Raw genomic sequence first — 11,710 nt, 5'->3', positions numbered from 1 at the left:
GCTAAGCGCCCAGCTTTTTTCTCATTTTCATCATGGAGAAATAGATGTCAGGTTGTTTCAACATAAGTTTTTCCATTGCACCTTTGGCCGGGAAGTTTTCCGCAAAGTAGGTTAATGCATGGCGGGTATTATCTGAGAATTTATCGGCGCCACTTAACTCGTGCTGGACTAATTGTAATAAGCCGCTGCGTAAATAACTTTCCCGATAGCGGTTTCGCTCCGGAATATAGTGTGACAATCGCGTGAGTTTTTCATAATCGGTAATAAATTGCTGATAGGTTAAGCGCGGCGAGGCTTCTACCTGAGTGGTCAGCGACGCTTCACTGGCGTAATCGAGCACCCACGCCGTTTGCGTATGCAGTAATCCGGCTAGCATCACATCCTGAATACGCGTCAGCGGCCCACCCGCGCGGGCCAGCCCAGCACGCAAGATCACCACAAAGCCGCCCTGCTGCCACCAGCGCTGCGCATGCAGTTGCTGAAACAGCTGCAGAGAAGAGTGTAAACCGTTCGCCAGCTCGCGCTTCGCCAGTGAGACCACAAAACAGTTCAGCTCGGGACGCTGGTCACTGAGCTTTGCCACGTCCTGCAGCAGGTTGGCCGGCAAGGCGCTGCGTTCCGCGCTGAACAGCAGGAAATCATCTTCAGCCGGCGTGCTGTGCGGAAAGGTCGGCAGCAATGACGAGGTGAGATGCGATCCCGCAGCATCGGGTTGCAGCCAGTAACATACCAGCTCTTCTGCAGCGTTAGGTGAGGGTGAGATGCGATTGAAGGTGGCAGGCGCGACCCGCTGCTCAGTTAAATCCTGAGCAAATGAAGAACTACCCATATATATCTCCCTAAAAATAAATTGGTTTGCCGCAACGGCAGCTCACGCCACAAAACGCGGGCGTAAATAAATAAGTGAAATATCGTTATCGTGTTCTAGCGGAAATTAGCTCAACCGATTATAAACAGGCTTGGAGTTGTAATTCCAACCACGATTAGCATTAACATGTAACTTACGAAATTAATTGTTCAGCGCAGCTGCATGAAGTGTGATGTTGATCGGCGAAAATTTGCATGACTTGTAACAAGCGGATTGAATAGTGCGTATTTTATTAACCTTTATTCGCGTTTAGACATAAATTTCGTGAAATAAAAACCACGGTAAATTAGGAAATAAACAACTGTTGCTCAGTTTTATCCGATTCATGGAGGAGGGAATAGTGGAGAATTGTTTATCTTTTCTTATAACTTTCAATACCAAGCACTGCATGCAATCGGTAACTGCGCGGTCTGTATAAATATATTTCTCTGGTTACTACTCTGTTTTACCCATGCATCACGCCCTTTAATCATTAACGTCATTCACTGAGGCCGCAGGATTTATATAACCGCACCCTTGCAGCCTCGCTTTTCAGATTATACCTAAGCGCCTGAAATCTGCGTTTTCATCCCCTCTTTATATGCTACTGGCTATCCCATTTTGCGACTTAGGATTACCAGATAAATCATTTAAGCCTCGCTGCCTGCTCTGACAGTATTGAACACATCAGTTCTGAATATCAGATAATCAATAACTTTCAGTTATAAGGAGTGACCATGCGGGTTATTACGCTGGCGGGCAGCCCTCGCTTCCCTTCACGCTCTACTGCGCTGCTGAGCCTGTGCCAGCACGCGCTGGAAGCACGCGGTGTCGAAGTGATTTCATGGAATATTCACAACTTCCAGCCTGAAGATTTGCTCTATGCACGCTTCGATTCTCCCGCATTGGCCGCGTTGAAAGCCGATTTGGCGCTGGCGGATGGCGTAATTGTCGCCACGCCTATTTATAAGGCTTCGTTCTCCGGCGCACTGAAAACCCTGCTCGATCTGCTGCCCGAGCGCGCGCTGGAACACAAAGTGGTGTTGCCACTGGCCAGCGGCGGCAGCGCTTCACATCTGCTGGCGGTGGATTACGCGCTGAAGCCAGTACTCAACGCGCTAAAGGCGCAGGAAGTGTTGCACGGCGTGTTCGCCACTGACGGCCAGATTACCGATTACGACCGCCAGCCGCTGCTCGATCCGCTGCTGTCGCAACGCATTGATGAAGCGCTGGATACCTTCTGGCACGCGCTGCATCGTCGCCACCCACCTTACGCACAAGCGGTATAAAGGAAGAGAGATGAAAAGGATATTGACGGGTTTACTCATGCCAGCCGTCGCGGCGCTGCTCACCCTGAGCGTGAGCGCGCAGGCCACCGACGCACCTGAACAGTTGCGCATCGGTTATCAGAAAGGTTCGGTGAGCATGGTATTGGCGAAAACCCACAAGCTGCTGGAGCAGCGCTTCCCGCACACCAACATAAAGTGGGTGGAATTCCCGGCGGGCCCGCAGATGCTCGAGGCGCTTAACGTCGATAGCATCGATTTGGGCAGCACCGGCGACATCCCGCCGCTGTTTGCGCAGGCCGCAGGTGCCGATCTGCTGTATGTCGGCTCGGAGCCACCCAAGCCGCAAGCCGAAGTGATTTTAGTGCCGAAAGACAGCCCGATTCACAGCGTGGCCGAACTGAAAGGCCATAAAGTGGCGTTCCAGAAAGGCTCCAGCTCGCACAACCTGCTGCTGCGTGCGCTGGAACAGGCCGGGCTGAGTTTTAAAGATATCCAGCCAACCTATCTGACGCCTGCCGATGCGCGCGCCGCGTTTCAGCAAGGTGATGTTGATGCCTGGGCAATTTGGGATCCTTACTACTCTGCCGCGCTGCTGCAAGGCAACGTGCGCGTGCTGGCCGACGGCAGCAAACTCAATCAAACCGGCTCCTTCTATTTAGCCACGCGCAAATACACCGAGGCGAACGGCGCCTTTGTGCAGCAGGTCCTGAATACCTTCAGCGAAGCCGATGCGTTAACGCGCAGCCAGCGCGACCAGAGTATCGATCTGCTGGCGAATGCAATGGGCTTACCGAAACCGGTAATTGCCAGCTATCTCGACCATCGTCCACCGACCACCATTACGCCGGTCAGCGCCCATACCGCGCAGGCCCAACAGCAAACGGCCGATCTGTTTTATGCCAATCATCTGATGCCGGTAAAAGTGAATATTGCTGACCGCATCTGGCATCCACAATCCGCCCAGCCTAAAGGAAATTAATCATGAGCGTATCCGTATTTTGGTTTCTCCCGACGCACGGCGATGGCCACTATCTTGGCACCGCGGAAGGTTCGCGCCCGGTTGATCATGGTTATCTGCAACAGATTGCGCAGGCAGCGGATCGCCTTGGCTTCGGCGGCGTGCTGATCCCTACCGGCCGCTCCTGTGAAGATGCCTGGCTGGTGGCGGCGTCATTGATTCCGGTTACGCAGCGTCTGCGTTTCATCGTCGCACTGCGTCCGGGCGTGATTTCACCGACGCAGGCGGCGCGTCAGGCCGCCACGCTGGATCGTCTGTCGAATGGTCGCGCGCTGTTTAATCTGGTCACCGGCGGCGATCCGGAAGAGTTAGCCGGCGATGGCGTGTTCCTCGATCACCGTGAACGCTATGAAGAGTCCGCTGAGTTTACCCGCGTCTGGCGGCGGGTGAGCGAAGGCGAAACCGTCGATTACGAAGGCAAGCATGTGAAGGTGCGCGGTGCGCGTCTGATGTTTAAAGCGGTGCAGGAACCGCGTCCGCCGCTGTGGTTTGGCGGATCATCAGATGCCGCGCAGGATTTGGCCGCTGAACAGGTCGATGTCTATCTCACCTGGGGCGAACCGCCGGCGTTAGTTAAAGAGAAGATTGAGCAAGTGCGCGCCAAAGCGGCGGCACAAGGCCGCACCGTGCGCTTCGGGATTCGTCTGCACGTGATTGTGCGCGAAACCAATGAAGAAGCGTGGCAAGCGGCAGATCGCCTGATTGCCCATCTCGACGATGCCACCATTGCCAAAGCGCAGGCCGCGTTTGCGCGCACCGATTCGGTAGGCCAGCAGCGCATGGCCGCACTGCACGGTGGACGTCGCGACAAGCTGGAGATCAGCCCGAATCTGTGGGCCGGTGTCGGCCTGGTGCGCGGCGGCGCAGGTACCGCGTTAGTGGGCGATGGCCCAACCGTGGCGGCGCGCATGCAGGAGTATCAGGATCTCGGCATCGAGACCTTTATTCTCTCCGGCTATCCGCATCTTGAAGAGGCTTATCGCGTAGGTGAGTTGCTGTTCCCGCACCTCGATTTGGCGATTCCGGAAGTGCCGAAGCCGCGCGTGGTGCAAGCGCACGGTGAAGCGGTGGCCAACGATTTCACACCGCAAAAAGTGTCGCAGAGCTAAAGGAGCAGATGATGGCGAACGTTAAAAAACAGCTAACGAATGCTGTACTGCCCTGGGTTTTACCGGTGGTGCTGATTGCGCTGTGGCAACTGGCATCGCAAGTGGGTTGGCTGTCGACGCGCATTTTGCCGTCGCCGGAAAACATCCTCATCACCTTCTGGAAGCTGACGGTGAGCGGAGAACTGTGGCAAAACCTGGCGATCAGCAGCTGGCGTGCTGCCATCGGTTTCTCTATTGGTGGCTCGATTGGTTTGATTCTGGGTTTGATTACCGGCACCTCGCGCGTCGGCGAACGCTTGCTGGATACCTCGGTGCAGATGCTGCGTAACGTGCCGCATCTGGCGCTGATTCCGCTGGTGATTTTATGGTTCGGCATCGACGAATCCGCCAAGATTTTCCTCGTGGCGCTGGGCACGCTGTTCCCGATTTACCTGAATACTTATCACGGCATTCGTAATATTGATCGGGGTTTGGTCGAGATGGCGCGCAGCTACGGCTTGTCTGGCTGGAGCCTGTTCATTCAGGTGATTCTGCCGGGTGCGCTGCCTTCAATTATGGTTGGCGTACGTTTTGCCCTTGGCCTGATGTGGCTGACGCTGATTGTCGCCGAAACCATTTCCGCTAACTCTGGCATTGGTTATCTGGCGATGAACGCCCGTGAATTCCTGCAAACCGACGTGGTGGTGGTGGCCATCATTCTCTATGCCCTGCTCGGCAAACTCGCCGACGTCGCGGCACAACTGCTGGAGCGCGTCTGGCTGCGCTGGCATCCGGCTTACCAAGTGAAGGAGAACGCATGAGCAACGCAACCCTAAATCCGGCGCGCTTAAATCGCGGTACACCGGTTGGCGTGAATGGCGTCAGCAAGCAATATGGCGATCGTACCATCCTGAATAATATCGACCTGCACATCCCCTCCGGGCAGTTCGTCGCCGTGGTCGGCCGTAGCGGCTGCGGGAAAAGTACCTTGCTGCGTCTGCTGGCGGGTCTGGAATCCACCACGCGCGGGGCGTTGCTGGCGGGCAATGCGCCGTTATCTGAGGCACGCGAAGATACGCGTTTGATGTTCCAGGATTCACGCTTACTGCCGTGGAAAAAGGTGATTGATAACGTTGGGCTGGGACTGAAAGGCCGCGAATGGCGCACCGCCGCGCTGGAAGCACTCGAAGCGGTGGGATTGGCGGATCGCGCCAACGAGTGGCCTGCCGCGTTGTCTGGCGGGCAGAAACAGCGTGTGGCGCTGGCGCGTGCGCTGATTCACCGCCCAGGTTTGCTGCTGCTCGACGAGCCGCTCGGTGCGCTGGATGCGTTGACGCGTATCGAAATGCAGGGATTGATTGAGTCGTTGTGGCAGCAGCATAACTTCACCGTGCTACTGGTGACGCACGATGTCAGCGAAGCGGTGGCTATTGCCGATCGCGTATTGTTGATTGAGGAAGGCCAGATTGGCCTGGATTTGATCGTCGATCTGCCGCGCCCACGTCGTCGCGGATCGGCACGTTTGGCAGAGCTGGAAGCGGAAGTGCTGGATCGGGTGATGAAGCGCGGCTCGTCAGAACAGCCGTTGAAGTTTGCGCAGCAGAGTTAATTAAAGACGCGCGATAAATCGCGCCGCTACGGATGTGTGCATTTATTCGTAGCGGCGCAATTAATTGCGCATGGTTTTCTTACGCGTTCAACGCCTTGGTGATCTTCTCGTACAGATCGCCAGAAAGCTTATCCAGCCCTTGCAACGTTTCCAGCGCTTTACGCATCAGCGCCTGACGATCGGCATCGTAGCGTTTCAGGCGAATCAGCGGCTCAATCATGCGTGCAGCCACTTGCGGGTTGCGCGTGTTGAGATCGGTCAACATCTCCACCAGGAACTGATAACCGCTGCCATCTTTAGCGTGGAACGCTGCGGGATTACCAGACGCGAACGCACCAATCAGTGAACGGATACGGTTCGGGTTGCCCATGGTGAACGAACGGTGATTCAGCAGCTCACGCACATTACTCAGCACGTCCGCCGCTGGGCTGGTGGCTTGCAGCACAAACCATTTATCCATCACCAGACCATCCTGATGCCAGCGCTCATCGTAGGCCGCCAGCAGCGTATCGCGACATGGCAGGTTCGCCGCCACCGCGGCAGACAGCGCCGCTAACGCATCGGTCATGTTGTTTGCCTGCTGATATTGCGCCTGCACCAGCTTGTCCGCCTGTGCCGCATCGGCGAAGGCCAGGTAACCGAGGCAGACATTTTTCAGCGTGCGCTTGCCAATCTCCGCGTGCTCAATTTTGTATTCGCTGCTTTGGTTGGCCAGATAGAGCGCAAAGAATTCGTCACTCAGCTCTTTAGCCAGCGTACGCACCAGCGCATCGCGCACCGCTGAGATCGCCAGCGGATCGATGACATCAAACAGTTCGGCGATTTCATTCTCAGACGGCAGCGAGAGAATCAACGCTTTCAGCGCCGGATCGCCCTGCTCTTCCAGCAGCACCGCGCGGAACGCATCAGCCACATGCAGCGGCAGCGATAGCGGCTGGCCCTGCTGATGACGTGCGACGTTGAGGCGAATGTAGGTTGCCAGCAGGCTTTGCGCCGCATCCCAGCGCGCAAAGTCATTACGCGCGTGGCGCATCAGGAAGGTGAGTTGCGCATCGCTCCATTTGTAGTCGAGCTTCACGGGCGCAGAGAATTCACGCAGCAGCGATGGCACCGGCTGGAAGTAAACGTTATCGAAAATAAAGGTCTGGAACTCTTCGGTGACGTTCAGCACGTGATGCACCGGATGACCGTTATGCTGCAGCGGGATCACCTTGCCTTCGTTATCGTACAGTTCGATATCCAGCGGAATGTGCAGCGGCAGCTTCTCTTTCTGCTCGGCGGTGGCCGGCGTGCGCTGGGTGACGTGCAGCGTGTACTGTTCCAGCTCTGGATTGTAGTCATCGCGCACCGTCAGGACTGGCGTGCCCGCCTGGCTGTACCAGCGGCGGAACTGCGACAGATCGACGTTCGATGCATCTTCCATCGCTTGCACGAAATCATCGCAGGTGGCGGCGCTGCCATCGTGACGCTCGAAATAGAGTTGCATGCCTTTCTGGAAATTCTCTTCGCCCAGCAAAGTGTGCATCATGCGGATCACTTCTGACCCTTTCTCATACACCGTTAAGGTGTAGAAGTTGTTCATTTCGATCACCTGATCCGGACGGATCGGGTGCGCCATTGGGCTGGCGTCTTCCGCGAACTGCGCACCGCGCATCACGCGTACGTTATCGATACGGTTCACCGCGCGCGAACCGAGATCGGAGCTGAACTCCTGATCGCGGAACACTGTCAGCCCCTCTTTCAGGCTGAGCTGGAACCAGTCGCGGCAGGTCACGCGGTTGCCGGTCCAGTTGTGGAAATATTCGTGACCGATCACCGCTTCAATGCCGAGATAATCTTTGTCGGTGGCGGTTTCGACTTTCGCCAGCACATATTTGGAGTTGAAGACGTTGAGGCCTTTGTTCTCCATCGCGCCCATATTGAAGAAATCCACCGCGACGATCATAAAGATGTCGAGGTCGTACTCAAGGTTAAAGCGCTCTTCATCCCACTTCATGCTGGCTTTCAGCGAGGTCATCGCCCAATCAGCACGATCAAGGTTGCCGCGATCGACAAAGATCTCCAGCGCCACATTGCGGCCTGAACGCGTGGTAAAGCTATCACGTAATACGTCGAAATCACCCGCCACCAGCGCAAACAGGTAGCACGGTTTCGGGAACGGATCTTGCCACTTCACCCAATGGCGGCCATCTTCATGGCGACCGCTCTCCAGCTTGTTGCCGTTGGAGAGTAAATAAGGATAACGCGCGGCATCGGCAATAATGGTGGTGGTGAAGCGCGCCAGCACGTCTGGGCGATCGAGATACCACGTAATATGGCGGAAACCTTCGGCTTCACATTGGGTACAAAGCGCATCGCCGGATTGGTATAACCCTTCCAGCGCGGTGTTTTTATCCGGATGAATGTCATTAATGATGGTCAGAGTGAAGTTGTCCGGTAACTGGCTAATGAACAACGCGCCCTCTTCTTCGCGGTAATGCGACCACGGATTGCCATCCACCGCCAGCGATACCAGCGTGAGATCTTCGCCATCTAAACGCAGTTCCGCATCGGCAGCGCCAATACGCTTCACCTGACTGACCGCCGTGACGCGCGTCGAAGCTGCATCAAGATCAAAAGTCAGGTCGATATCGGTGATGGTGTAATCCGGCGCACGGTAATCGTGGCGATATTTAATTTGCGGCTGTTGCGTCATAAGTCCTTCTCGCATCGTTATTCGTTAATATGTTGACCCGTCAAAGTCTAAGCGGGTTGTGCCTCGGTTGCCACGGTCAATGCGTGCGTTCGTTGAAAAGGCTACAATTCATTAACAATGGCACAAATGACCCTCGACCTGCCACCCGCAATTATGGTGTGATCGCGGTCATTACTGTTTTATACTCCTGCGTCTTTATGACTTTGTTGAACACCGGGCTCTGCTCCGCGGAAGAGGATGCTGAAACGCACCATGACTGGACATGCTTCCCCGATTTTGACCACGCTGCTTGATACCGATGCGTATAAGCTTCACATGCAGCAGGCCGTCTATCATCGCTATTATGATGTCCCGGTTACGGCGGAATTTCGCTGCCGTGGCGACGAACTGCTCGGTATTTATGCGGACGAGATCCGCGCACAAATTGAAACCCTGCAAACGCTCGCCCTGAGCGACGATGAGTATCACTACCTCAGCGGGCTGCCTTTCTTCCAACGCGATTACCTTGACTGGCTGCGCCAGTTCCGCCTCGATCCCTCACAAGTCAACGTACGTAACAACAACGGCCATCTGACCATTCAGATCAGCGGGCCGTGGCGTGAAGTGATTTTGTGGGAAGTGCCGTTGCTGGCGCTGATCAGTGAAGTGGTGCATCGCCATCGCACGCCGCAGATGGGTGTGGATCAGGCGGTTGTGCACTTGCAGCATAAGCTTACGAATTTCCGTCAGCAGGTCGGCGATTGGGATATGTCGCGCTTCCAGCTAATGGATTTCGGCACCCGTCGCCGTTACTCCAAAGCGGTACAGGAAGCGATTGTCGCTACGCTTAAAGCGGAGTTTCCGTGGCTGGTGGGCACCAGCAACTACGATTTGGCGCGTCGCCTGCAGCTTAATCCGGTGGGTACACAAGCGCATGAATGGTTCCAGGCGCACCAGCAAATCAGCCCGGTATTGGCGAACAGCCAACGTGCGGCGCTGCAATCCTGGCTGGATGAGTATAACGATCAGTTAGGTATTGCTTTAACCGACTGCATTACCATGGATGCTTTCCTGCGTGATTTTGGCCCGGGCTTTGCGCATCGTTATCAAGGCCTGCGCCATGACTCCGGCGATCCGCTGGAATGGGGTGAAAAAGCCATTGCGCACTATCAGCGGCTGGATATCGATCCCAAAAGCAAAACGCTGGTGTTCTCGGATAACCTCAATCTGGACAAAGCGCTGGCGCTCTATCGTCACTTCGGCCAACGTGCCAACGTGGTGTTCGGTATCGGAACACGCTTGTCCTGCGATATTCCGGGCGTTACGCCGCTGAATATCGTGATCAAACTGGTGAGCTGCAATGGCAAACCGGTGGCAAAACTCTCCGACAGCCCCGGCAAAACCATTTGCCAGGATAAAGCCTTCGTGCGCGCCTTGCGCAAAGCCTTCGATCTGCCGCTGGTCAAAAGAGCCAGCTGATTCTTATATCAGGGCGCTTGCGCCCTGCTCTCACGCAACAAATCTCCTGTTTACCCGGCAATTTTGCTTGTTTCCTGTGGGCTCGCAAGTAACATAGCAAAACCCTGAAAAAGGGCTTTTATCCACCTTCTTTTATATATAGAGAGAACTTTATGAGCGTTGTGCCTGTAGCGGATGTACTGCACGGCCGTGTCGCGGTTGACAGTGAAGTCACCGTACGTGGTTGGGTGCGTACCCGAAGAGATTCCAAAGCTGGTCTTTCCTTTATCGCCGTTTACGACGGTTCCTGCTTTAATCCCGTTCAGGCCGTCGTCAATAATTCTCTGAATAATTATCAGGATGAAGTGCTGCGTCTGACCACCGGCTGCTCGGTAATCATTACCGGTAAAGTGGTCGAATCGCCGGGCGAAGGCCAGGCTTTCGAGCTGCAGGCGACTAACGTTGAAGTTACCGGCTGGGTTGACGATCCGGATACCTATCCGATGGCGGCGAAACGTCACAGCATCGAATATTTGCGAGAAGTGGCGCACTTGCGTCCGCGTACCAACCTGGTCGGCGCCGTGGCGCGTGTGCGTCATACGCTGGCGCAAGCGCTGCATCGTTTCTTCCACGAAAACGGTTATTTCTGGGTTTCTACTCCGCTGATCACCGCTTCGGATACCGAAGGTGCCGGCGAGATGTTCCGCGTTTCGACGCTGGACCTGGAAAACCTGCCGCGCGATCCGCAGGGCAAAATCGATTTCGATAAAGACTTCTTCGGTAAAGAAGCCTTCCTGACCGTATCGGGCCAGCTCAACGCCGAAACTTACGCCTGTGCGCTGTCTAAGGTGTATACCTTTGGTCCCACTTTCCGCGCCGAAAACTCCAACACCAGCCGTCACCTGGCGGAATTCTGGATGCTGGAGCCGGAAGTGGCGTTCGCGACGCTGGATGATGCGGCCGCATTGGCAGAATCCATGCTGAAATATGTGTTCCAGGCTGTGCTGAACGAGCGCGCCGACGACATGGCGTTCTTTGCTGAGCGTGTAGACAAGGATGCGGTTGCGCGTCTGGAGCGCTTCGTACAGACCGACTTTGCTCAGGTGGATTACACCGATGCGGTTGAAATCCTGCTGAAAAGCGGCCAGAGCTTCGAGAACCCGGTCTCCTGGGGCGTGGATCTCTCATCCGAACACGAGCGTTATCTCGCCGAGCAGCACTTCAAGGCGCCGGTGGTAGTGAAAAACTACCCGAAAGACATTAAAGCCTTCTATATGCGCATGAACGAAGATGGCAAAACCGTAGCGGCGATGGATGTTCTCGCGCCGGGCATCGGCGAAATCATCGGGGGTTCACAGCGTGAAGAGCGTCTGGATGTGCTGGATGCACGTCTGGCAGAAATGGGACTCAATAAAGAAGATTATTGGTGGTATCGTGACCTGCGCCGTTACGGCACCGTGCCACATGCCGGCTTTGGATTAGGTTTCGAACGATTAATCGCCTATGTCACCGGCGTACAAAATGTAAGGGATGTTATCCCCTTCCCACGTACCCCTCGCAACGCGAATTTCTAAATTTAGCGATTAATTATAAGTAATTCATATATATAAAGAGGTCGGCCTAGCCGGCCTTTTTTTATTTTTGTAAATTTAGAGTTCTCTCACAAAGTTCCCGAATTTTTACAAATTGTCATACAATTTTTCCTTTTGATACTTAATTGCGAGATT

General features: G+C 55.0%; 9 protein-coding genes. 7 read left to right on the top strand and 2 right to left on the bottom strand.

Annotated features, from left to right (window positions below):
- Position 1 precedes the first annotated feature (1 nt).
- A complete protein-coding gene (locus K5Y33_RS02810; protein ID WP_192413842.1) occupies positions 2 to 829 on the bottom strand; it encodes a hypothetical protein in 828 nt (275 codons plus the stop codon).
- 755 nt (positions 830 to 1,584) lie between these two features.
- On the opposite strand from K5Y33_RS02810, the gene ssuE reads away from it, so the two are divergent.
- The 5 genes from ssuE to ssuB are packed head-to-tail and all read left to right on the top strand — an operon-like array spanning position 1,585 to position 5,851.
- On the top strand, positions 1,585 to 2,136 hold the full coding sequence (ssuE, locus tag K5Y33_RS02805) for an NADPH-dependent FMN reductase (protein WP_222233217.1): 552 nt from the start codon (positions 1,585 to 1,587) through the stop codon (positions 2,134 to 2,136).
- Between the two features lie 10 nt (positions 2,137 to 2,146).
- Positions 2,147 to 3,115 (top strand): sulfonate ABC transporter substrate-binding protein, encoded by a 969-nt coding sequence (locus K5Y33_RS02800; protein ID WP_304624135.1) that lies wholly within the window; start codon positions 2,147 to 2,149, stop codon positions 3,113 to 3,115.
- A 2-nt stretch (positions 3,116 to 3,117) separates the two neighbouring features.
- Entirely contained in the window at positions 3,118 to 4,263 is a 1,146-nt protein-coding gene (gene ssuD / locus K5Y33_RS02795) for an FMNH2-dependent alkanesulfonate monooxygenase (protein ID WP_222233216.1), read from the top strand.
- A gap of 11 nt (positions 4,264 to 4,274) precedes the next feature.
- Positions 4,275 to 5,063 (top strand): aliphatic sulfonate ABC transporter permease SsuC, encoded by a 789-nt coding sequence (gene ssuC / locus K5Y33_RS02790; RefSeq protein WP_192234541.1) that lies wholly within the window; start codon positions 4,275 to 4,277, stop codon positions 5,061 to 5,063.
- A complete protein-coding gene (gene ssuB / locus K5Y33_RS02785; protein WP_192234391.1) occupies positions 5,060 to 5,851 on the top strand; it encodes an aliphatic sulfonates ABC transporter ATP-binding protein in 792 nt (263 codons plus the stop codon). The genes ssuC and ssuB overlap by 4 nt, the downstream gene beginning before the upstream one ends.
- A gap of 79 nt (positions 5,852 to 5,930) precedes the next feature.
- On the opposite strand, the gene pepN is transcribed toward ssuB, so the two are convergent.
- Entirely contained in the window at positions 5,931 to 8,546 is a 2,616-nt protein-coding gene (pepN, locus tag K5Y33_RS02780) for an aminopeptidase N (protein WP_222233215.1), read from the bottom strand.
- A 252-nt stretch (positions 8,547 to 8,798) separates the two neighbouring features.
- Here pepN and pncB point away from each other — a divergent pair, with 252 nt between their 5' ends.
- A complete protein-coding gene (gene pncB, locus K5Y33_RS02775; protein ID WP_222233214.1) occupies positions 8,799 to 10,004 on the top strand; it encodes a nicotinate phosphoribosyltransferase in 1,206 nt (401 codons plus the stop codon).
- Positions 10,005 to 10,156: 152 nt separating this feature from the next.
- Positions 10,157 to 11,557, top strand: coding sequence for an asparagine--tRNA ligase (gene asnS / locus K5Y33_RS02770; protein ID WP_101760942.1), 1,401 nt, complete (start codon positions 10,157 to 10,159; stop codon positions 11,555 to 11,557).
- Positions 11,558 to 11,710 lie beyond the last annotated feature (153 nt).

The sequence above is a fragment of the Pantoea sp. DY-17 genome (assembly GCF_019795975.1).
Taxonomy (GTDB): Bacteria; Pseudomonadota; Gammaproteobacteria; order Enterobacterales; family Enterobacteriaceae; genus Pantoea; species Pantoea leporis.
The sequence above is the reverse complement of the archived record's forward strand: the minus strand, read 5'-3'. Positions and strand labels throughout refer to the sequence as shown.

Excerpts from the sequence above, each read along its gene's own strand:
- K5Y33_RS02800 (WP_304624135.1), top strand. The coding sequence starts at position 2,147 with ATGAAAAGGATATTGACGGGTTTACTCATGCCAGCCGTCGCGGCGCTG.
- ssuC (WP_192234541.1), top strand. The coding sequence starts at position 4,275 with ATGGCGAACGTTAAAAAACAGCTAACGAATGCTGTACTGCCCTGGGTT.
- pepN (WP_222233215.1), bottom strand. The coding sequence starts at position 8,546 with ATGACGCAACAGCCGCAAATTAAATATCGCCACGATTACCGTGCGCCG.
- K5Y33_RS02810 (WP_192413842.1), bottom strand. The coding sequence starts at position 829 with ATGGGTAGTTCTTCATTTGCTCAGGATTTAACTGAGCAGCGGGTCGCG.
- ssuE (WP_222233217.1), top strand. The coding sequence starts at position 1,585 with ATGCGGGTTATTACGCTGGCGGGCAGCCCTCGCTTCCCTTCACGCTCT.
- ssuB (WP_192234391.1), top strand. The coding sequence starts at position 5,060 with ATGAGCAACGCAACCCTAAATCCGGCGCGCTTAAATCGCGGTACACCG.
- asnS (WP_101760942.1), top strand. The coding sequence starts at position 10,157 with ATGAGCGTTGTGCCTGTAGCGGATGTACTGCACGGCCGTGTCGCGGTT.
- ssuD (WP_222233216.1), top strand. The coding sequence starts at position 3,118 with ATGAGCGTATCCGTATTTTGGTTTCTCCCGACGCACGGCGATGGCCAC.
- pncB (WP_222233214.1), top strand. The coding sequence starts at position 8,799 with ATGACTGGACATGCTTCCCCGATTTTGACCACGCTGCTTGATACCGAT.